At 35.6% G+C, this 22,027-nt stretch carries 19 protein-coding genes; 12 read left to right on the top strand and 7 right to left on the bottom strand.

Features of this window, described 5'->3' with window-relative positions:
* The coding region (locus ACYIAL_RS05025) for a hypothetical protein (RefSeq protein WP_483751047.1) at positions 1-262 on the bottom strand (262 nt) is incomplete at its 3' end.
* 815 nt (positions 263-1,077) lie between these two features.
* On the opposite strand from ACYIAL_RS05025, the gene xerD reads away from it, so the two are divergent.
* The 5 genes from xerD (at position 1,078) to ACYIAL_RS05000 (ending at position 6,473) form a co-directional block, all read left to right on the top strand.
* Complete coding sequence (gene xerD / locus ACYIAL_RS05020; RefSeq protein WP_174797090.1) at positions 1,078-1,992, top strand: site-specific tyrosine recombinase XerD; 915 nt, start codon at positions 1,078-1,080, stop codon at positions 1,990-1,992.
* A 25-nt stretch (positions 1,993-2,017) separates the two neighbouring features.
* Positions 2,018-2,722 (top strand): bifunctional protein-disulfide isomerase/oxidoreductase DsbC, encoded by a 705-nt coding sequence (gene dsbC, locus ACYIAL_RS05015; protein ID WP_174797089.1) that lies wholly within the window; start codon positions 2,018-2,020, stop codon positions 2,720-2,722.
* Positions 2,723-2,801: 79 nt separating this feature from the next.
* Positions 2,802-4,538 (top strand): single-stranded-DNA-specific exonuclease RecJ, encoded by a 1,737-nt coding sequence (recJ, locus tag ACYIAL_RS05010; protein WP_483751125.1) that lies wholly within the window; start codon positions 2,802-2,804, stop codon positions 4,536-4,538.
* A gap of 118 nt (positions 4,539-4,656) precedes the next feature.
* Positions 4,657-6,051, top strand: coding sequence for a UDP-N-acetylmuramate:L-alanyl-gamma-D-glutamyl-meso-diaminopimelate ligase (gene mpl, locus ACYIAL_RS05005; protein WP_483751124.1), 1,395 nt, complete (start codon positions 4,657-4,659; stop codon positions 6,049-6,051).
* A gap of 62 nt (positions 6,052-6,113) precedes the next feature.
* Positions 6,114-6,473, top strand: coding sequence for a helix-turn-helix domain-containing protein (locus ACYIAL_RS05000; protein WP_174797086.1), 360 nt, complete (start codon positions 6,114-6,116; stop codon positions 6,471-6,473).
* Positions 6,474-6,532: 59 nt separating this feature from the next.
* Here the strand turns inward: ACYIAL_RS05000 and ACYIAL_RS04995 are convergent, their stop codons facing one another.
* Positions 6,533-7,900, bottom strand: coding sequence for an L-serine ammonia-lyase (locus tag ACYIAL_RS04995; RefSeq protein ID WP_174797085.1), 1,368 nt, complete (start codon positions 7,898-7,900; stop codon positions 6,533-6,535).
* Between the two features lie 293 nt (positions 7,901-8,193).
* Positions 8,194-9,486 carry a serine/threonine transporter gene (locus tag ACYIAL_RS04990; protein WP_483746954.1) on the bottom strand — a complete coding sequence of 431 codons (1,293 nt, stop codon included), beginning with the start codon at positions 9,484-9,486 and terminating at the stop codon, positions 8,194-8,196.
* Between the two features lie 461 nt (positions 9,487-9,947).
* Between ACYIAL_RS04990 and proS the strand changes: the two genes are divergently transcribed.
* Together proS and bepA are read left to right on the top strand one after the other, a co-directional pair.
* A complete protein-coding gene (proS, locus tag ACYIAL_RS04985; protein WP_483746903.1) occupies positions 9,948-11,669 on the top strand; it encodes a proline--tRNA ligase in 1,722 nt (573 codons plus the stop codon).
* 203 nt (positions 11,670-11,872) lie between these two features.
* Positions 11,873-13,324 (top strand): beta-barrel assembly-enhancing protease, encoded by a 1,452-nt coding sequence (bepA, locus tag ACYIAL_RS04980; RefSeq protein ID WP_483746904.1) that lies wholly within the window; start codon positions 11,873-11,875, stop codon positions 13,322-13,324.
* 64 nt (positions 13,325-13,388) lie between these two features.
* Here the strand turns inward: bepA and ACYIAL_RS04975 are convergent, their stop codons facing one another.
* Both ACYIAL_RS04975 and rluC read right to left on the bottom strand, forming a co-directional pair.
* The gene (locus ACYIAL_RS04975) at positions 13,389-14,051 is read right to left on the bottom strand and encodes a histidine phosphatase family protein (protein ID WP_174797082.1); all 663 of its coding nucleotides are present in this window, start codon (positions 14,049-14,051) and stop codon (positions 13,389-13,391) included.
* 23 nt (positions 14,052-14,074) lie between these two features.
* On the bottom strand, positions 14,075-15,058 hold the full coding sequence (gene rluC / locus ACYIAL_RS04970; protein WP_483746905.1) for a 23S rRNA pseudouridine(955/2504/2580) synthase RluC: 984 nt from the start codon (positions 15,056-15,058) through the stop codon (positions 14,075-14,077).
* Between the two features lie 145 nt (positions 15,059-15,203).
* Here rluC and dsbB point away from each other — a divergent pair, with 145 nt between their 5' ends.
* From dsbB to rapZ, 4 genes are all read left to right on the top strand, one after another.
* The gene (gene dsbB, locus ACYIAL_RS04965; protein WP_483746906.1) at positions 15,204-15,740 is read left to right on the top strand and encodes a disulfide bond formation protein DsbB; all 537 of its coding nucleotides are present in this window, start codon (positions 15,204-15,206) and stop codon (positions 15,738-15,740) included.
* A 79-nt stretch (positions 15,741-15,819) separates the two neighbouring features.
* On the top strand, positions 15,820-16,476 hold the full coding sequence (gene rluA / locus ACYIAL_RS04960; RefSeq protein WP_065638549.1) for a bifunctional tRNA pseudouridine(32) synthase/23S rRNA pseudouridine(746) synthase RluA: 657 nt from the start codon (positions 15,820-15,822) through the stop codon (positions 16,474-16,476).
* 82 nt (positions 16,477-16,558) lie between these two features.
* Positions 16,559-17,155: an XTP/dITP diphosphatase gene (locus ACYIAL_RS04955; RefSeq protein ID WP_483751123.1), complete on the top strand. Its 597-nt coding sequence runs from the start codon at positions 16,559-16,561 to the stop codon at positions 17,153-17,155.
* 88 nt (positions 17,156-17,243) lie between these two features.
* Positions 17,244-18,092, top strand: coding sequence for an RNase adapter RapZ (gene rapZ, locus ACYIAL_RS04950; protein WP_174797078.1), 849 nt, complete (start codon positions 17,244-17,246; stop codon positions 18,090-18,092).
* Positions 18,093-18,095: 3 nt separating this feature from the next.
* Here the strand turns inward: rapZ and ACYIAL_RS04945 are convergent, their stop codons facing one another.
* Positions 18,096-18,914, bottom strand: a complete 819-nt coding sequence (locus ACYIAL_RS04945; RefSeq protein WP_483746907.1) for a divergent polysaccharide deacetylase family protein — start codon at positions 18,912-18,914, stop codon at positions 18,096-18,098.
* A complete protein-coding gene (gene envC, locus ACYIAL_RS04940; protein WP_174797077.1) occupies positions 18,914-20,122 on the bottom strand; it encodes a murein hydrolase activator EnvC in 1,209 nt (402 codons plus the stop codon). The genes ACYIAL_RS04945 and envC overlap by 1 nt, the downstream gene beginning before the upstream one ends.
* 575 nt (positions 20,123-20,697) lie before the next feature.
* Between envC and argA the strand changes: the two genes are divergently transcribed.
* Complete coding sequence (argA, locus tag ACYIAL_RS04935) at positions 20,698-22,026, top strand: amino-acid N-acetyltransferase (protein ID WP_174797076.1); 1,329 nt, start codon at positions 20,698-20,700, stop codon at positions 22,024-22,026.
* Position 22,027: the final 1 nt, after the last annotated feature.

Genomic DNA, 22,027 nt, shown 5'->3' with positions numbered 1-22,027 from the left:
TAACGGGATTAAAGGAGAAAGTCGATTTTTGATTAAGAAAGGAATCAGGCGATAAGGTTTTGTCAGTACTAGTAAAGGAGATAACATAACGCCAAGGCTGGTTTAACGACTCATCACCGTCGACATGCAAAACCGACATCGGCGCGCCCAGCCCGTCAACGGTTAAGGTATAGCGATTATGGCTAACCCCACTCAATCCCGCCATTAAATCGCCAAACCCGTCACCGAGCTGACCCAAAAGACGATTAAGTTCGTTTGACATGTTTTCCTCCCCCCTTATATCCAGTTTATAAAAATTAATCGGTGTTATTTTTAGTTATTTTTTTATTTAACACTGATATTTTAATTATTAAGTTTAAATAACAGGCGGTTTAGCTAAAAAGTATACATTATTTTAGTGTGAAATTTAACCTTTTTTTTAAAAAATGGTTAAATAAATATTGTTTAATATCAATAAGTTCAGTTACTTAAACCAGTAACTGATAGCGGCTTAATCCCTTTGTTAAATAAGGGATTTAAGCAATCTTATTCTTTATCAAAAATAATTTATTAAATGATTGCATTTAAAATAGTTACACGCTGAAACGGTATAGACTCCTGAATATTTTTTACAAAAAATTCTGGCTTTTTAATAAAGAAAAACTCTGTTTTATTGCTAACTATGTTATAACCATAATAAATTTAAAGATTAATTGGTAGAGTAACGGAAACGCGATAGTCATAAAATGTAAATAACTCAATGTTTTCCTATATAGTATTTATATCTTATCCTTTTATCACTGAATGCAAATAACAAGCAGTTTAGTTAAAAAGCTATACGTTATTTTAGTGTGAAATTTAATCTTTTTTAAAAAATGGTTAAATAAATATTGTTTAATATTAATCAGTTCTGTTAGTTAAACAGGTATGTAACAACTGTTGAAAAGCTTATTGCAACTAGAATAGTAAGTGGTGAGTTGATACAAATTATTTTTAATGGTAACAATGATACTAAAAATAGCAATTTAGCTTAAACTACAACTTATTGACAGTTAGTATATAATGAAACAAATAACTGTGAGGTAGAGATAATTATTGATGTCTAGTCAAGACACACCCGCCCAAAATAAAATGTTAATAGAACGATTTTTAGATTCATTATGGCTAGAAAGGAACTTAGCTGAAAATACCATTGCTTCTTATAAACTTGATTTGTTGGCATTAAGTCAATCTTTACAACAACAAAATGTCACTTTCCTAACTGCCCAAACGCTTAACTTACAAGACTTTTTAATGCAACGCGTCAAAGACGGGTATAAAGCAAGTAGTTCAGCGCGTTTGCTTAGCGCAACTAAACGTTTTTTTCAGTATTTATATCAAGAAAATTATCGCACTGATGATCCTTCTGCGGTGTTATCATCGCCCAAGCTTCCTAAAAAATTGCCTAAAGATTTAACCGAATCACAAGTCGATGCGCTACTTGAATCACCTAATATAGAAGATCCGATTGAACTTCGGGATAAAGCCATGTTAGAAGTGCTTTATGCCACAGGCTTACGCGTCTCTGAGCTAGTGAATTTAGAAATTAGTGATGTTAGCTTACGCCAAGGGGTGGTAAGAGTAATTGGTAAAGGTAATAAAGAACGTTTAGTGCCACTTGGAGAAGAAGCGATTTACTGGCTTGAATATTATTTTAAATATGCTAGAAATGATCTTCTAAAAACAGGGCCTGTTGATGTTCTTTTTCCAAGCCGATTAGGTAAAAAAATGACTCGACAGACATTCTGGCATCGAATCAAATATTATGCCATACTAACTGGTATTAATATTGAAGCACTTTCACCCCATGTATTGCGACATGCTTTTGCTACGCATCTGCTTAATCATGGGGCTGATTTGCGTGTTGTACAAATGTTACTTGGACACAGTAGTTTATCAACTACCCAAATTTATACACATGTGGCAACAGAAAGGTTAAAACAGTTACACAGTAAACATCATCCTCGAGCATAGTGTTCGAAAAAATAAGGATAATTGAATGAAAAAATTAGTTTTATGTTTAGGTTTAGCTTTAATTTCAACTTCGGTATTAGCAAGTAATACTGATATTATAAAATCTTTAAATAAATTGGGTTACGAAAAAAAAGAGTTAAAAATTACTGATAGCCCAGTTCAGGGATTTAAAAACGTTAGTACTCCAGATGGTATTTATTATGTTACACAAGATGGCAAATATTTAACCAAAGGCCCTATTTATGATATTCAAGGTGATGAACCTGAAAATATAGCTAATAGCAGTAATCTTCAGCTAATAAAACCAATTGAAAAAGATGCCATTGTGTATAAGGCAAAAAATGAAAAGTACATCATTTCAGTCTTTACTGATTATACTTGCCACTACTGTAAACTACTCCATGAAAATATCGATAAATATTTAGATGCAGGTATTTCTGTGCACTATTTTGCGTTCCCTCGTGCGGGTGCTGACAGTGATGTGGGTAAAAACATGCAATCTATTTGGAGTGTGACTGATCGTAAAGCAGCATTTGACAATGCATACAAAGATAAGCCTATCTCACCTGCTAGTAGTATGATACCTTATGTAACACAACAATTTAACGTTGGTAAAAAGTTAGGTATTAGCGGTACACCAGCAATTGTATTACCTGATGGGCAACTTGTTTCAGGTTATGTGCCAGCAGATAAATTAATTGAAATTTTAGATAAAAAAGCAACTAAATAACAGTTGGTCAGTGATTACTGTTGAAATTTAAATATAAGATGAAAATACATGTTAGCACAAATGTGCTAGCATATTAAATATGAAAAAAAATAGATTAAGACATCGCAAATTACCTGAAGTCTATCCAGAATTTACTCATGATATCCCGTTATTGCTACAGCGAATTTATGCCTTGCGTGGCGTTACTAGTATGCATGAGCTCGACTATACCACACGCAATCTATGTAATTACGATAAATTAGAGGGTATTGAAAAAGCAGTCGAAATACTTTTTTTAGCCATGAAAAATAATGAGCGCATTATGGTTGTTGGCGATTTTGATACTGATGGTGCGACAAGCACGGCCTTAACCGTCAAGGCACTTAAAAATATGGGTTGTCTTTTTGTTGATTACATTATTCCTGATCGTTTTGATGATGGATATGGGTTAAGCGTTTCGGTTGTTAAAAAAGCTATTTTACAACGTGCACAGCTTATTATTACTGTTGACAACGGCATTTCTGCCAATGAAGGCGTTGACTTTGCAAAGCAATCAGGCTTGTCTGTTATTATTACTGATCACCATTTATGCCCAGCACAATTACCTAATGCCGATGCCATCATCAATCCTAATTTACCTGATTGTGTTTTTCCCTCTAAGCATTTAGCTGGAGTTGGTGTCGCCTTTTACTTTATGCTGGCTTTACGCGCAAAATTACGACAAGAGAATTGGTTCGCTAATAATAATTTGACCGAATATAATCTGGCAAATTTATTAGATTTAGTTGCTTTAGGTACTATTGCTGATGTCGTTAAACTTGATCATAATAATCGCATTTTGGTTCACCAAGGTGTAAATAGGATTCGATCTGGTTATTGTAGTGAAGGAATCAAGGCCTTATTACAGATATCCAAAAAAGAGCCTACTTCGATAACTTCAACCGATTTAGCATTTTATATTGCCCCACGATTAAACGCAGCCGGTAGAATGGACAATATGACATTAGGTGTTCAATTATTACTTTGTGATGATTATGAATCTGCTATTAGCAAAGCAACAGATCTTAATAATCTCAATAACGATCGAAAGCTCATTGAACAAACAATGCATAAAGAAGCTTTGTCATTTATTCAAGAAATTGAAAAACAAAACGCTTCTATACCTAGCTTGCTCGTGTTTTATCATCCTGAGTGGCATCAAGGCATTATTGGGATATTATCCGCACGTTTAAAAGATAAATATTATCGCCCCGTTATATCGTTCGCCTCAACTCAAGATGGTTTTTTAAAAGGCTCTGGACGCTCAATTCCGGGCATTCATTTGCGTGATTTTATTGATGAATTAAATCAGCAACATCCCGATTTAATAGTGAGCTTTGGTGGCCACGCGATGGCCGTTGGATTAACCATTCGCGAAGAAGATTTAGAACGTTTTAGAAGCTGTTTTGAAGCACTTGTAAACACTCGATTACACCCCGATGTGCTAGAACAAATCATCGAAACTGATGGTGAAATAGATAAGCAAGATTTTACTTATGCAATCGCCAAACAGTTAAAAGAATCAGGTCCATGGGGCGAAGGGTTTGGTACCCCCATTTTTGATGGTGAATTTATTATTCATCAACAACTCTTATTTGCAGATAAACACCTTAAATTAGTCTTAGAACCCAAAAATGGTGGTCCACTTATTGAGGGCATATTTTTTAATGTAAATCGACAGCAATGGCCTGATCAATCAATAAAAAATGTACAAGTCGTTTATCATTTAGATGTAGATGAGTTTCGTGGCAACCAAGCTCCGCAACTAATGATTAAACATCTATGGCCTATCGCATAAGCAAGTAGAATCGATTATAATGACAAAATTGCACTAAATTTACTCTGATTACTGGTCAAATAGACAATGGTTACGCAACATCATTGAGATAAAATTTATACAACGTTAAGGATTCAAAATGCATATTCATATTCTTGGAATTTGTGGCACATTTATGGCAGGGATTGCATTAATAGCGCGTTCTCTAGGTCATCAAGTAACAGGTTCAGATAAAAATGTTTACCCACCAATGAGTACACTTTTACAAAAAGAACACATTGATATCATTGACGGATATGATCCATTGCAACTGACATCTACGCCTGATTTAGTTATTATTGGCAATGCCCTATCGCGAGGCAATCCTTGCGTTGAATATATTTTGGATAACAATATTCCTTATATTTCAGCACCGCAATGGCTACATGATAATGTGTTACGCGATCGCTGGGTCATTGCGGTTGCGGGAACTCATGGCAAAACCACAACAGCCGGTATGGTCAATTGGATTTTAGAAAAACAAAATTATAAACAAGGTTTTGTTATTGGTGGTGTACCTGGTAATTTTGATGTATCAGCAAGGTTAGGTGAAGGTAACTATTTTGTTATTGAAGCGGATGAGTATGATTGTTCTTTCTTTGATAAACGTTCAAAATTCATGCATTACTGCCCTAAAACACTTATCATGAACAATTTAGAATTTGATCATGCAGATATTTTTGATGATCTAAGCTCAATTCAAAAACAATTTCACCATCTAGTTCGTTTAGTACCTAGCAAAGGGCTGATTATTGCACCTCAAGAAGATGTGAATTTAAAACAGGTATTGGCTAAAGGCTGCTGGAGCGAACAAGTATTTACTGAATCAGAAACAGGCTGGTTAGCACAACGTATCAATAACGACGCAAGCCATTTTGCTGTTTTCTATAACAATAAAAAAGTGGGCGAAGTAAAATATTCATTAGTCGGCGAACATAATATGCATAATGCACTAATGGCAATTGCTGCCGCTCATAATGTAGGCATTGAACCTGCTGATGCTTGTTTGGCATTAGGTACGTTCGTAAATGCAAAAAGGCGTTTAGAACTCTACGGTGAAATGAATAATATCGAAATCTATGATGATTTTGCGCATCATCCAACGGCAATCTTAGCAACATTAGAAGCATTACGCAGTAAAATCGGTGCTAATCGCCGTATTTTAGCCGTGCTTGAGCCTCGTTCAAACACAATGAAATTAGGAGTGTCTAAAGATGAGCTAGCTCCATCGCTTGGACGTGCTGACGAAATTTTCATCTTCCAACCTGAACATCTTCCTTGGCTAGTTGCTGATGTGGTTGATGCTTGTATTCAACCAGCTTACTGGACTGGCGATATTGATTTACTGGTTGAAATGATCACCAAATCAGCCCGTCCTACAGATGCAATTTTAATTATGAGTAATGGTGGTTTTAGTGGTATTCATAAAAAGATTTTAGAGAAACTAGAAAAGCAACAAATCAAAAATCAAGAAAAATTACCATTAATCAAATAACGATTTGATAGCAATATATGATATGCCACATCACGTGGAATATCATATAAAAAGGATATTTCATGAATGAAACGACTGATATGATTGCTATGATATGCCGCAGAATAAAAATGGCAAGAATTGAAAAAAACTTATCTCAGCAAGAATTGGCTCAAAAATCCGAAATTGGTATTGCAACAATAAAACGTATTGAACAAGGTGAATCGATTACATTACAAACTTTGATTTCTGTTCTTCGTGGATTAGATGAACTTGATCAGCTTAATAATTTACTAGCTTACAACGAAATTATCCATATTACCTCAGCAGAGCAGCCCAAACGAAAAAGAAAACAACGCACAGTAAAAGTAGAGCAAATAGATATGCTAACAGAGAATGATTTCTTGCGTTCTAAGGTTAATACTATGTGCTGGAAGCACTAAATATAAGTTAAGCTTTCGCCGATCATAAAATCGGCGAATTCAATACAATTTTCACGCTACTAATTACAATGAACCGTAATTGCAAGCCCACCACGTGATGTTTCTCGATATTTTGCATTCATATCTTTTCCTGTTTCATACATGGTTTTAATCACTTTATCCAAAGATACTTTTGCCGCAGTAATTCGTCTTAAAGCCATTCTCGTTGCATTGATTGATTTGACGGCAGCAATAGCATTACGCTCAATACAAGGCACCTGCACTTGACCAGCAACTGGATCGCAGGTCAATCCTAAGTTATGTTCCATTGCAATTTCTGCGGCCATGCAAACTTGCTCAGGATTACCACCTAAAAGCTCAGCAAGCCCTGCAGCAGCCATTGAGCACGCAACGCCAACTTCGCCTTGACACCCAACCTCTGCACCAGAAATAGACGCATTGATTTGATAAAGTTGACCTATTGCACCACAAGTTAGAAAAAATCGAATATAAATATCAGGCGTAACCGGATTAATAAATTTATCATAATAAGCCAGCACAGCAGGTATAATTCCACATGCCCCATTTGTTGGTGCAGTAACAACTCGACCACCTGCTGCATTTTCTTCACTAACGGCAAGCGCAAACATATTTACCCAATCAATAATCACCATGGGATCACTGATAATTTTATCTTTGGTAGTAGATAATTGACGATATAACGAAAACGCACGACGAGGAACTTTAAGCGGTCCTGGTAATAATCCCTCAGTATTCATTCCACGTTTGATACATTCTAAAATAGTTTGCCCAACGCGAGAAAAATAATCTTCAATTTCTTCATAGGTATGTAATTGCAACTCATTTTTCATCATAATACTAGAAATTGACAATGAATTATCTTCACAATGTTTTAATAGCTGTGCAGCGGAAGAAAATGGATAAGGCAGTTTTGTGGAATCTTGTTTTTGCAAACCAAATTGCTCCTCTTCAACAATTTGACCACCACCCACGGAATAATACGTTTTTTGAAAGAGTAATGTATCACCATTATAGGCAGTCAACGTCATGCCGTTTTCATGTAATGGCAAAAATTTGGAATGAAACACCATACAACTATCCAAAGGAAAGTCGATTTCGTAACGATTATGATAAATCGGTAAACGGTGAGTTTGGCTTAATTTTTCGATAAAAATAGGAATATTATCAATATTAACAGTATCAGGTTTTTCACCCGCTAACCCCATGATAATAGCAATATCTGTTTGATGGCCTTTACCTGTTAATGACAAAGAACCATAAACATCAGCTACAATTTTGGTTACTGATGACATCATATCATTATCAATTAGTTGATCAACAAATGCCTTCCCTGCTCTCATTGGCCCTACTGTATGCGAACTTGAAGGACCAATACCAATTTTAAATATTTCAAATACTGAACTCATATTTTTTCCTTTTTGATGCCAAAAATAAATTAATACTGCTGGCCTAGTTATAACTTTATAAATTCTTTTTACTAGTTAAATAAAAATAATCTTATCAACACATCGCATTAATTGTCATAGTGATAGCTAAACATCACTTTTAAAGATTATGAAAATAAGTTTTTAATATTCATTAGTAATTAATGTTTATTTTACAGTTAGTCAGGTTTACCAATAGACTTTTTACCCATCGATAAATATCGACGGGTTTTATTTATTGCATAAATAGGTGGTTATTACCCATTTAATCAATTTTATAATAAATTATAGATAGCAGCTGAAATCGCAACTAGCCCCATAACAACAATAAACACATTACTTGGCTTTCCTCGATATTTTGCTAATACGGGTAATTTATGAATTGCATACATTGGCATTAAGAACAATAATACCGCTAAAATTGGACCACCAAGTGATTCAATAAGACCTAAAATACTGGGATTCAATGTGGCAACACCCCATGCTGTTACAAACATAAATACAATAGCAAGTTTATCAAGTTTCTTTTCTGAAATGGTTTTATTGCGGCTACGCAAGAATTTATTGACAATACCATTAAAACCTTCTTTACCACCTAGATAATGACCTAAAAATGATTTTGCCATAGCAATAAACGCAATTGGAGGACCAATATATTCAATAACAGGTGAGTTAAATCGATTAGCCAAATAAGATAACGTTGAAATATTCTGCGCTTTCGCTTCTAAAAGCTCTGCTGGCGTTAAACAAAATGCACAGCTAAAAACAAAAAACATAACCGTTACAACCATCATTATATTACTTGCTGCAATAATTTTAGTACATTTTGGAGCAGCATAAGTTTCACCATATTCTTTACGTTTAGCTACTGCTAAAGATGAAATAATAGGCGAGTGATTAAACGCAAAAACCATAACAGGAATCACTAGCCAAAGTGTCATTAAAATACTTTGTTCACCATCACTGCCATTACCGCCAAGAGATAAATTAGCAAAAATTTCACCATTCCATTGCGGAATTAAAAATAAAGCTAAAATCATTAAAACAGCAATAAATGGAAAAACTAATATTGACATAACTTTAACAATAAGTTCTTCACCAAAATGCACAATTGACATTAAAAATGCAACTAAAACAAATGAAAGTAAAGCTCGCGGTGGTGATTCCATTCCCAATTGATGAACCATAAAGCTATCTACCGTGTTGGTAATGCCAACACTATAGACTAATAATATTGGGTAAATTGCAAAAAAATAAAGCACTGTTATCCAGTTTCCTGCTGTTCGCCCAAAAGCCTCTTCAACCACAACGGTGATATCACCTTCACGACTTTTGCCTGATAATACAAATCGACACAAAGCTTGGTGCGCAAAAAATGTCATTGGAAAAGCAAGAATCAGCATAACCAATAATGGAATTAATCCGCCTACCCCCGCATTAATTGGTAGAAAAAGTACTCCAGCGCCAATCGCAGTACCATAAAGACTAAGCATCCATAATGTATCACTTTTTTGCCATTTGGGTAATACTGCTCCATTCTTTGAATCTATTACAGCTTTGTTAGTCATTGACTTACTCATTTTATACTACTCCTTAATCAAATATGCTGTAGATATAATATCAAATTAACGACTATTACAAAGTGATCCCAATCACACTATCAATAAAAAATTAAATATAATCAACACAATAAATAATATTCAATTTGATACCAAACAAATTAAAAACAAATAAAGTATCAATTTTGATTCATAATAAATAAAACAATCTACGGTTTTACCGCAAATTGCATTGTCGGTTAAATCACAGTAACTAAGAATTCATAGACAAAAGTATTAGCATCTATATCGCAAAATAATTTACAGTCGACCAATAACCTAAAAAACGTTTACTTAATGTTGTCTTAAGGTTTTACCGTTAGTTTTATATTTAAAATAGCGATAAAATTACTTTAGTGTTGCGCTGGGTGCTGCTAAACTAGCTCACATTTTTATTATATTTATAAATAAATTATTTTCGGGATAAATTTATGCGAACCAGTAAATATCTTCTTTCAACGTTAAAAGAAACCCCCGCTGATGCAGAAGTCATTAGCCATCAATTAATGTTACGTGCAGGCATGATCCGTAAAGTGGCTGCGGGTTTATATACTTGGCTTCCCACTGGTTACCGAGTCCTTAAAAAAGTAGAAAATATTGTTCGTGAAGAGATGAACAAAGCAGGAGCAATAGAAGTATTAATGCCGGTCGTACAACCTGCTGATATTTGGCAAGAAAGTGGGCGTTGGGAACAATATGGCCCAGAACTATTACGGATTAAAGACCGTGGTGATCGTGATTTTGTGTTGGGCCCAACCCATGAAGAAGTAATTACTGACTTACTCCGTAATGAAGTAAGTTCGTACAAACAATTACCACTTAATGTCTATCAAATTCAAACTAAATTTCGTGATGAAGTGCGCCCTCGCTTTGGTGTGATGCGTTCGCGTGAATTTATTATGAAAGATGCCTATTCTTTCCATACCTCACAAGAATCATTGCAAGAAACTTATGATGATATGTATAAAGCCTATAGCGCTGTGTTTACGCGTGCAGGTTTAAACTTTAGAGCAGTGCGCGCTGACACAGGATCGATTGGTGGTAACTGGTCACATGAGTTCCAAGTATTAGCTGACAGCGGTGAAGACGACATCGTGTTTTCAACGGAATCGGACTATGCAGCTAATATCGAAATGGCACAAGCACAAGCACCAATGCAAAAACGTGCAGAGCCAACTAAAGCCATGGAACTGGTCGATACCCCAAATGCCAAAACCATTGACGAATTAGTCGAACAGTTCAATTTGCCGATTGAAAAAACCGTGAAAACCCTAATGGTGAAAGCCACCAAAGAAAGCGGTCACCAATTAGTCGCTTTATTAGTTCGAGGCGATCATACTTTAAATGAAATAAAAGCCGAAAAAATTGATATCGTTGCCTCACCGTTAGAATTTGCAACCGAAGAAGAAATTCGCGCGTTAGTTAATGCAGGACCGGGATCATTAGGTCCAATTAACTTAAATATGCCAATTATTATTGACCGTGACGTGGCCGTGATGAGCGATTTTAGTGCTGGTGCCAATATCGATCATAAACACTATTTTAATATCAATTGGGAACGTGACGCTGCTTTACCTCGCATTGAAGATATTCGCAATGTGGTTGAGGGTGATATTAGCCCTGATGGCAAAGGGACATTACAAATCAAACGAGGGATTGAAGTTGGGCATATCTTCCAACTTGGTACAAAATACTCACAAGCAATGAAAGCCACAGTGCAAGGTGAGGATGGGCAAAATCATGTCATGATCATGGGGTGTTATGGGATTGGCGTTAGTCGAATTGTAGCAGCGGCTATTGAACAATGCCATGATGAACGTGGTATTGTTTGGCCAGAAGCTATTGCGCCGTTTAGTGTCGTGATTATTCCAATGAATATGCACAAATCAGAAAAAGTCCAAGCAACAGCTGAAAAACTTTACGCTGATCTACAAGCTGCTGGCATTGAGGTACTCTTTGACGACCGTAAAGAGCGACCAGGGGTGATGTTTGCTGATGCTGAACTTATTGGTATTCCTCATACGATTGTCATTGGTGAGCGCAATCTTGAAAATGGCGAAGTTGAATACAAACATCGTGCTGGTGGCGATAAAGAAATGGTAAACGTTGATAATATTATTGAATTCATTAAAAATCGCCACCATAAAGCATAATAAAACTCGATTATTAACATCAAAGCTCAACGGCCGTACTGATACGGTTGTTGAGTTTTTGTCATTTCAATCATAAAAATAGTCACTTTTTATGCTTATCACCTCAAACAAACTAAGCATCCTAATGATAAATTCAAAGTGATATAGTTCTTTTTTTCGGCTAAAATAGATCAACAAAAATCTTATCTCAATTGGTTGAAAGAATGTTAAAAAAAGCCATTGCATTTGCACTCTCTACCTCGTTGTTATTACAAAACACATCTATCGTATATGCGGATAATATCAATCTGCCAGATATTGGCACCGCAGCAGCTACAACATTAAGTATCGGCCAAGAAATGGAAATGGGCGATTATTATATGCGAATGCTACGAGCAGGCTCTCCTATCATAAACGACCCAGTTTTAAACCAATATATTAATGATTTAGGTAATAAATTAGTTGCTAAATCAGAATCAGTAAAAACGCCTTTTCATTTCTATATTATGAAAAGTGATGTACTTAATGCATTCGCTTTTTTTGGTGGAAATGTTGTCATTCATTCTAAGCTCATATTAGATACCGATAATGAAAGCCAATTGGCCTCTGTTATGGCTCACGAAATTGGGCATGTCACCCAACGTCATTTGGCCAGAGCAATGGAAAACCAAAACCGTAATAGTCCTTATGTTTGGGGGGCAACATTAGGGTCTTTATTACTAACATTAGCCAATCCCGAAGCTGGTATGGCGGCAATGACCAGCACCATGGCAGGCTCGGCTCAAAGTATGATTAGCTTTACGCAAAGTAATGAACAAGAAGCCGATCGTGTTGGTTTAAGAACGCTTGCTAAAGCTGGATTTGATCCTTATGCTTCATCTGAATTTTTACAAAAACTCGCCGATCAAAGCCGTTTTAGTAGTAAAGCGCCTGAAATACTACTTACTCACCCATTACCTAATAGCCGATTAACTGATATCCGCAATCGCTCAATGCAATATAGTAAAAAGAACGTATCGCCATCGTTAAGCTATTATTTAGTAAAAGCTCGGTTAGCAATATTGATGGCTAAAAATAAAAATACCGCAAAACGATTAATTGAGGATTACAAAAAACTAAATAATGAACAAAGTAAAATAGCCATTATTTATGGTAATGCTTTAACTGACAACCTAAGTGGAAATAATCAAAAAGCAAAACAACAACTGCAACCATTATTAGACAGTGACCCGAATAATATTTGGTATATTGATTTAATGACTGATATTGATTTGGCGCTCAACAATAGTAGTACCGCAATAACCCGCCTACAAGCAGCGTTAAAAAAAGCACCGGATAGCTCTGCATTGCAGTTGAATTTAGCTAATGCATATATAAAAAATGCAAACTATCAACAAGCTGTAAGCTTGTTACACCGCTATACGTTTGACCACAATGATGATACCAATGGCTGGGAGTTACTCATTAAAGCTTATGGCGGGTTACATTCAAGGGCTCAAGAAATGAGTGCGCAAGCCGAAGCAATTGCACTAGAAGGTCAATTTCAGCAAGCCATTCAATTACTACAAAATGCTAAAACTCAAACCAAAGGTAATCAAACAATGATTTCCAAAATTGATGCCAGAATCAATCAATTAAAACAGCTACAAAAACGTTATGCAGCTTATAAGCGATAATTGACTGTAACGATAACTTCTCGACTAATCATTGAAATAACCACTAGTCGAGAAGATAACGCCTTTATTTTTCAGCTAAATGATCCACATTATTGAAAAATTTCACAGTAAATATACCTTCATCCTGATCATTACTTTGTTTATAGTTAACTACACTAATGCTGGTATTTAACATCCGTGGAAAATAAGCCTCATCACGATGTAAACGCCAATCGCCACCATTTAAAACACAAAGTAATATGCGTAATACTGTACCGTGCGATACAACCAAAATATTACCGGTATCTTGGGGTGCGTTTTGTACAATAGTGTTTAGCCCCTGCTTCATACGCGCGAGTATATCAAGGTAATTTTCGCCTTGATTGACAGCGGCATCAAAATTAGCGGGATCAGTTAAATAAACGTTAAATTCGGGCACTTCTTGTTTTAAAGTTGGTACATGTTTACCTTCCCAAATGCCAAAATCCATTTCGCGTAGATGAGCAAGCTCATAAGTAGGAATAGCAAGATTATTTTCGTTCACAATATAATCGCGGGTTTCCATTGCGCGTTGTTGGGGACTTGAGTATGCTTGCATAAAAGGAACATTTTTTAAATGTTGCCCCGTGACTTTAGCACCTAAAATACCTTGTTCGGTTAACGGTGAATTTTGTGACCCTTGCATCTGATCTTTAATATTCCACTGCGTTTGACCATGTCTAATTAAATATAAATTAATATCTTTCATTCGTACTCACTACCTTTTTTATTTTAAAATTCTTTTTGCTGATATTTATCTTTTCTAAGATAGGTTAAACAAGCCTGTAAAGTAGCATCCATTGGCGCATGTAATTGCATCTCTTGTAAACTTTTAGGATGAATAAATTTAACACTGGCGGCATGTAAAAATAATCGATTAAGCTTTGTATCAGCCAATAATGCATCAAATTGCCTATCACCATAGCGATCATCAAAAGCAATTGGATGATTAGCATATTGCGTATGTATACGGATTTGATGGGTACGCCCAGTAACAGGGCTTGCTTTAATTAACGTGGCAAAATTAAAACGTTCTTCAACTTTAAAACGCGTTTCAGATGGTTTACCTTCTTTATCAACTTTCACCACTCGCTCACCACTTTTTAATACATTTTTAAGCAATGGTGCTTGTATCACTTTACAGTCAGAAGACCAATTCCCCTTAACAAGTGCCAAATAATTTTTCTGCATTTGTTTAAGTCGTAATTGTTCGTGTAGCGCTTTTAATGCAGAGCGCTTTTTAGCAATCAACAACACACCCGATGTTTCACGGTCGATGCGATGAACCAACTCCAAAAACTTCGCTTCTGGTCTTAAGGCGCGCAAGCCTTCAATTACGCCAAAACTTAAGCCACTACCACCATGAACGGCAATACCTGATGGTTTATTGATCGCCAGCATTACCTCGTCTTCATAGATAATTGCTTTTTCTAAGTCAGCAACTTTATTAAGCTTAGTCGAAATTTCGGGCATAGATTTTTCTGTCATGCGAACAGGAGGAATTCGGACTTCATCACCAATATTCAATTTATATTCAGGTTTGATCCGTTTTTTGTTAACACGAACTTCACCTTTCCTTAAAATACGATAAATCATACTTTTTGGCACACCTTTTAAATAGGTGATTAAAAAGTTATCAATTCGCTGCGTCGCATTTTCCTCTGAAATAGTAACAAATGAGACTTGTAATTTTGATTGTGGAACAGTTGAGTCCATAAGAAATGATTAACCCGCCATCTATAGATAAAGTCGTTTACATTATTCAAAAATAAACTACACTATCGTAATTAAAAAATAAGATAGATTATATTCGATATAATTAAAGAAAAGATTATAACGGAATATGGGAGAATAAAATAGTATGTTATCGTTGCTTAATCAATACTCAAAAGGTCGATTTGCTTGGTTCTTATTGTTCTTTTCTACTCTTACTTTTGAAATAACCGCACTTTATTTTCAACATAGTTTAGGGCTTGCTCCTTGTACTCTCTGTATTTATCAACGTTGTGCTATTTTCGGTATCATGCTGGCGAGTATTATTGGATTTATTGCACCTTCTAATATTGTGGTTCGGTTAATGGGGCTTTTAATTTGGCTTTTTAGCGCCTATCAAGGCTTTACTTTAGCAGCATTCCATGCCCATTTACAGTTCGAACCTAACTTAAGCGACACTTGCACAATTAATGCGCAATTTCCCGTTTGGTTGCCCTTAGATTCTTGGTTTCCTAGCATGTTTAAAGCTTATGGTTCTTGTGCCGATAAAATTTGGTCATTTTTAACCATCGAAATGTCACAATGGATGATTATTATTTTTGCCTGCTATCTTATTGTTGGTTTAGGCGTGTTAATCTCACAGATCTTCCCATCGCCTAAAGGTTCAATCTGGAGTAATAAGTAACGTTATTTATAACACTGGCACTTTTTGTTGAGTTTGTTAGAATGTGTGGCAATTTTATTTTACAAATTGTCACACATAAATGCTTTTGGAATATCACCCGCCTATTGAACCTTGGCTATCTATTTTGTATCAAGACGACCATATTGTGGTTGTAAACAAACAACCTGGTATTTTGTCAGTTTCAGGCAATAAACCCCAATTTATTGATAGTATTATTCATCGATTACAGCAAAAATATAGCTACGTCGAATCCGTTCATCGGTTAGATATGGCAACCAGTGGCATTATGGTTGCCGCACTGTCTAAACTGGCTGATCGAGAAATAAAAAAACAGTTTCGAGAAAGGATCCCTAAAAAAATCTATATTGCTGTTGTACATGGGCATATTCAAAATGACACAGGTTGTGTCGAATTACCTTTAATTTGTGATTGGCCCAATCGCCCAAGGCAAATGGTCGATTTAGAAAATGGCAAACATGCGCTAACTGAATATCAGGTGATTTCACGCAATCCAGATAATACAACACGAGTAAAATTATTGCCTTTTACAGGGCGATCGCATCAATTACGTGTTCATATGCAAGCCATTGGTCACCCGATTTTAGGTGATAAATTTTATGCGCATCCCGAAGCATTTGCCATGTCTAAAAGACTGCTATTACATGCGCAATTACTCACAATTAATCACCCCAAAACAGGCGAAAGTATGACGTTTAGCTGTGAACCGGATTTTTAAAATAGGGATATAACATTAGCGCCAATTATATAAAATCTGCTCGTACTAATAAATTATAACCAATTGATATAAAGGAAATAAAATGCAAAAAATTGTTTTAGCAACAAATAATCAAGGCAAAGTCAATGAATTGCAAAAATTACTCGCCGATGCAGGTTTTGATATTATTGCGCAAAGCCAATTTAATGTGCCCGATGTCGAGGAAACCGGTTTAACCTTTATTGAAAATGCAATTTTAAAAGCAAGGCATACCGCCAAATTAACAGGACTCCCAGCCATTGCTGATGACTCTGGCTTAGCGGTCGATGCGCTAGGTGGACAACCTGGCATCTATTCTGCTCGTTATGCGGGTGAACATAGTGATGATAAAAGCAACAATAAAAAATTACTTAAGGCATTACAAAACACGCCAAAAGAAAGACGCACCGCTTACTTTTATTGTGCGCTGGTTTTTATGCGACACGAAAACGACCCAACTCCTATCATCTGTTTAGGCAAATGGCATGGTTTAATCTTAAATGAAGAACAAGGCGAAGGGGGGTTTGGTTATGACCCACTTTTTTATGTGCCAGAATTAGGCTGCAGCGCAGCGCAGCTAACTAAAGAACAGAAAAGCCAAATATCACATCGAGGTCAAGCACTTAAACAATTGATCACTAAAATTAAAACTGAATATTAATTGTTAACACTATTATTTATATTCGAAATTGTATATAAAGAAATAAACAGTATATAATTAAACCATCAATGATATTGGAGTTAATATTGTGATTCTATTGATAGTAAGTGGTCGCTCGGGTTCTGGCAAATCAATCGCTCTGCGAGCGCTAGAAGATATGGGATTTTATTGTGTTGATAATATCCCCGTTGTTTTATTACCGCAATTAGCCAACTCATTAAAAGACAATAATACCCCTGTTGCTATTAGTATTGATATTCGAAACTTACCTGAGAATTTTGATTTTAATAGCGATATTTTTCAACGCTTACCTCAAACAGTCACACCCGAAATTATTTTCTTTGATTGTAGTCGCAATACATTAATTCGGCGCTATAGTGAAACAAGGCGAATTCACCCATTAACCAATCAACAATATTCTCTTGAAGAAGCAATCGATCTTGAAGAAAAATATCTAGAACCTTTAAAATCGCATGCAAGCCTAGTTATAAACACCGATAACCTTTCAGTTCATGAACTATCTGGCATATTAAGATCACGTATTTTGGGTAAAAAAGAACGCGAATTAACCATAATTTTTGAATCATTTGGGTTTAAACATGGTTTACCGGTTGATGCCGATTTTGTGTTTGATGTTAGGTTTTTACCCAACCCGCATTGGGATGTCAGCTTGCGGCCACTAACAGGATTAGATGAGCCTGTAAAAGAATATTTATTAAAACACGACGAAGTATCTAATTTTATCTATCAAACTGCCAATTACTTAAATCAATGGCTACCTTTGTTAGAAAAGAATAACCGCAGTTACTTAACCATTGCAATTGGCTGCACTGGAGGTCAACATCGCTCTGTCTTTATTGTGGAACAATTAGCCGCATTTTTTAAAGCCCAAAACAAGCAAGTGCAAATTCGGCATCGAACTTTAGAAAAAAGGTAATCATTATTCGTCTAAAGTTTTATAATTTGATAATTCTTCAATTTGTTTTTTACATTTTTCAAAAATGTCTTTCAGCGTAGTTTTATGCTTCGCTGATGTTGGTATTGTCGTAATCAAATGACTCAGTTTGGTCAATTCAATATCTTCAGGTAAATTAGCAAGCTTTGTTCTTAATACATTAATCGTTTGCGGATGAGGGTGACCAATAGCAATGGCTATACCATTTTTTCGTGCCAGCTTAACGGCCAAATCAAATTGCTGGCTAATAGCACTTTCTTTTTGCTCATCATCTAAAAATACATCTCGCGTTAACACTGGGATATTATAATAGCTGGCAGCTTTTTTTATTTGAGTTTTACCGATTGTTTTACTATCCAAGAAAAACATTGAATAATGGCTCAATGCTTTCATAACATGTGCCATACCAGTAAGATTTGATGTCATCAAACTACCCATATGATTATTAACACCAATCGCATGCGGCACCTGCTCAATCGCATTGGTTACAATGCGATTTACTTCAACGTCGCTCATAGAGGGAAATAGCGTGTCTTTCTCTAGAGGCTGTTTACCTAGTGGTGCCATAGGTAAGTGAATTATCACATCATTACCATGATCATGAGCCCTATTTGCAATACGCCTAGCATGGGGCGAATTGGGTAAAACCGCAACATTAATATTAGGCGACAATGAAATTACTTGCTCTTCATTATGTTGACGATATCCAAAATCATCAATGACGATAGCAAGTTTTGCAGCCCAAACACTGTGAGTATTTAACGCCCATAGGCTTATAATAAGAATAATAATAAAATAACGCACTATTTTAACCACCCACTCGGGTCAAGTGCCTTACCATCACGACGGATCTCAAAATATAAAGCAGGCGTATTTTGCCCACCACTTGAACCAACTAATGCAATAGGTTGCCCACTTTGAATCTTGTCCCCCACCGCAACCAACATGCGTTGATTATAGCCATATAAACTCATATCACCTTTACCATGCTCAAGCGCAACAACAAAGCCATAGCCCTGTAACCAACTTGCCAATATAACTCGACCATCAGCAATGGCTTTAACTTGCGTGCCATCTTTGGCATTAATCACTATTCCTTTCCAGCGTAATTCACCTTGGAGTGACTCCCCAAACCTATGTACAACACGACCATTCACAGGCCAACTAAACTGGTGCTGAGGTTTACCAATACCACTTACACGCGCCATTAATGACCGCTCATCAGAATTCGGATTATAACGCGTATTCTTTTGCTTTTCTTCAATATTTTTTGCTTGTTTTGCTTCTTCTTCTGCTATGCGCCGATTTTCTTTTTCCGCTTGGGCGATTTTCGCTTGTAATTTAATTTCATTATGACGTAAATCAATTAATTTTTGTTGATTTACTTGCATGGATGACTCAAGAGAAGTTATCGTGTTTTGCCGATTTTGACGGTTTTTTTCAAGCCCTGCTTGTTGCTCTTTCTGTTTACTTTGTAATGTTTTATGCAAAGCTTGCTTTTTTTGTAACTCAACTCTTTTTTCGTTTAATTGGGTTTGTGTATCTTGAAGATCGTGAATTTGTTGTTGACGTGCTTGGTTAATGTAACCGTAATAAGTGATTATACGGTCATTACGTTCACTTTTCTCACCCGAAAAAATCAACTCCAACCCAGTTGTATTGCCTAATTTAAATGCGCTTTCTAGCTGTTTTGATAATATCATTCGTTGTTGTTTTTGTTTTATCGTTAATACATCGATTTGTTCAATTAAATTATTGATTTCTTGATCGAGCTTTCTGAGTGATAAATCATTTCTTTCAATTGATGTTAAAAGTTTAGCAATTTCGGTTTCTTGTTCTTTGAGGTTATTAACAAGCTCATTACGCTCTTTTTTTTGCTGTGCTAAACGCTTTTCTTGTTCTTCAATTGCATGACGTAAAGATTGAAGCTGCTGATTATCATCAGCATATAAAAAATTAATCTTCATTAATCCAATAAAAGCAATAACAACAATTTTTTGACAAATAGACATGGCGTTGTATTTATAATTTGTAACCAAGCAATAATATGGTTGCCACTATACCGATAAATAGGTAAAGATGCAAAATGAAAACCACATACCAAGTATGTTGTAATTTCATTTTGCGGCATTGACTACTTTTTAGTTTGATTTTTGTTATAAGCACATTCAAAAGCAATAAATAGCAACATTCCAATGCTGTGAAAAATCAGTGTGTTTTTTCATAAAAAACGTTCAGGTGGAGTATTGATTTTATTAAAGTATTCTTTAATATTTTCATTAAAATCAAATTTTTATATAAAGTTTTCTATTTTGTTTCAGCATAAACAAAACTTGGGAAACATGCAAAAGTTGTTAACGCAATTAATGCCTTTTTCATTTTTGTTTTCTTCATTAGTTCTAGTTATTAAAAACGATCTGATTATAAAATAAACTGACTTAATAATTCATCTTAAATATTCATATTAACTATCCGGCATTTAGAAAATTTTATCTTAAATATTTTACAAAAATACCTTGCGATCAACCCAAAAATAAATAAAAATACATAAAATATGAATAACTATTCATTTTAAGGGTGATGTCAAATGAAAGAGCGTACAACAGAGTTAGTTGAAGGATTGAGACATTCTGCACCTTATATCAACGCACATCATGGAAAAACCTTTGTTATTTTATTGACTGGTGCTGTATTAAAAAGTAATCATTATTCAAATATTATCAATGATATCGGCTTACTTTATAGTCTTGGCATTAAACTTGTTATTGTCAACGGTGCACGTAATCAAATTGATGAATCGCTTAAAAATCATAACATTCAACCTAAATATTACAAAAATACTCGAATTACCGATGCTTGCACACTCGATATTGTTAAACAGATCACCGGACTTTTACAGCTCAATATCACAGCGAGTTTATCAATGAGCTTAAACAATACACCATTACAAGGCGCACATATTAGTGTTGTCAGTGGTAATTTTGTCATTGCGCAACCTTTGGGGGTAGATGATGGCGTTGATTATTGCCATACAGGAAAAATCCGCCGTATAAATAAAGAGGCCATTGAACAGCAGTTGGAGCGAGGCTCTATTGTATTGTTGGGCCCAGTTGGTGTTTCAGTGACTGGTGAAAGTTTTAATTTAGCGTCTGAAGATGTTGCAGCCGAAGTAGCTATTCGCTTAAAAGCTGATAAATTAATTAGTTTTTGTGCAGAGCAAGGAGTTTTAGATGAACATGGTCATGTCATTATTGATCTTTATCCGGTTGATGCAGATAATTATGTCAACCAAAAAGAAATGCAAGGCAAACATTTATCCAGTGAAGCACGCTTTTTACGCGCAGCATCAAAAGCGTGCCGTAGTGGCGTCAGGCGAAGCCATTTAGTAAGTTATTTGATTGATGGTTCGATTTTACAAGAACTATTCTCGCGCGATGGCATTGGAACACAAGTTTCAATGGAACATTCTGAACAGGTTCGTTCGGCAACGATTAACGATATTGGTGGAATTTTAGAGCTCATTCGTCCGCTTGAGGAGCAAGGTATTTTGGTCAAACGCTCACGTGAACAATTAGAAATGGAAATTGATAAATTTACCATTATTGAACGAGATAACATGACAATTGGTTGTGCTGCACTTTACCCTTATCCTGAAGAAAAAATGGGTGAAATGGCCTGTGTGGCTATTCATCCGCAATATCGCAACTCATCTCGAGGAAACGTTCTTATCGAAAAGTTAACGGAAAAAGCAATTCAGTTAGGCCTTAAAAAAATATTTGTTTTAACGACACGAAGCATTCACTGGTTTAGAGAAAAAGGCTTTAATCCAGCAGAAGTAGATGACTTGCCTATTAAAAAGAAACAACTTTATAATTATCAAAGAAATTCCAAAATTTTAATATTTGATATATTATAGT

It is taken from the genome of Gilliamella sp. X-57 (genome assembly GCF_057063565.1).
Note: the sequence above shows the minus strand (reverse complement) of the source record. Positions and strands in the feature narration are given on the sequence as shown.

Excerpts from the sequence above, each read along its gene's own strand:
- recJ (WP_483751125.1), top strand. The coding sequence starts at position 2,802 with ATGAAAAAAAATAGATTAAGACATCGCAAATTACCTGAAGTCTATCCA.
- bepA (WP_483746904.1), top strand. The coding sequence starts at position 11,873 with ATGTTAAAAAAAGCCATTGCATTTGCACTCTCTACCTCGTTGTTATTA.
- ACYIAL_RS04955 (WP_483751123.1), top strand. The coding sequence starts at position 16,559 with ATGCAAAAAATTGTTTTAGCAACAAATAATCAAGGCAAAGTCAATGAA.
- rluC (WP_483746905.1), bottom strand. The coding sequence starts at position 15,058 with ATGGACTCAACTGTTCCACAATCAAAATTACAAGTCTCATTTGTTACT.
- dsbB (WP_483746906.1), top strand. The coding sequence starts at position 15,204 with ATGTTATCGTTGCTTAATCAATACTCAAAAGGTCGATTTGCTTGGTTC.
- dsbC (WP_174797089.1), top strand. The coding sequence starts at position 2,018 with ATGAAAAAATTAGTTTTATGTTTAGGTTTAGCTTTAATTTCAACTTCG.
- argA (WP_174797076.1), top strand. The coding sequence starts at position 20,698 with ATGAAAGAGCGTACAACAGAGTTAGTTGAAGGATTGAGACATTCTGCA.
- mpl (WP_483751124.1), top strand. The coding sequence starts at position 4,657 with ATGCATATTCATATTCTTGGAATTTGTGGCACATTTATGGCAGGGATT.
- proS (WP_483746903.1), top strand. The coding sequence starts at position 9,948 with ATGCGAACCAGTAAATATCTTCTTTCAACGTTAAAAGAAACCCCCGCT.
- ACYIAL_RS04990 (WP_483746954.1), bottom strand. The coding sequence starts at position 9,486 with ATGACTAACAAAGCTGTAATAGATTCAAAGAATGGAGCAGTATTACCC.
- envC (WP_174797077.1), bottom strand. The coding sequence starts at position 20,122 with ATGTCTATTTGTCAAAAAATTGTTGTTATTGCTTTTATTGGATTAATG.
- rluA (WP_065638549.1), top strand. The coding sequence starts at position 15,820 with ATGCTTTTGGAATATCACCCGCCTATTGAACCTTGGCTATCTATTTTG.
- ACYIAL_RS05000 (WP_174797086.1), top strand. The coding sequence starts at position 6,114 with ATGAATGAAACGACTGATATGATTGCTATGATATGCCGCAGAATAAAA.
- ACYIAL_RS04975 (WP_174797082.1), bottom strand. The coding sequence starts at position 14,051 with ATGAAAGATATTAATTTATATTTAATTAGACATGGTCAAACGCAGTGG.
- xerD (WP_174797090.1), top strand. The coding sequence starts at position 1,078 with ATGTCTAGTCAAGACACACCCGCCCAAAATAAAATGTTAATAGAACGA.
- ACYIAL_RS04995 (WP_174797085.1), bottom strand. The coding sequence starts at position 7,900 with ATGAGTTCAGTATTTGAAATATTTAAAATTGGTATTGGTCCTTCAAGT.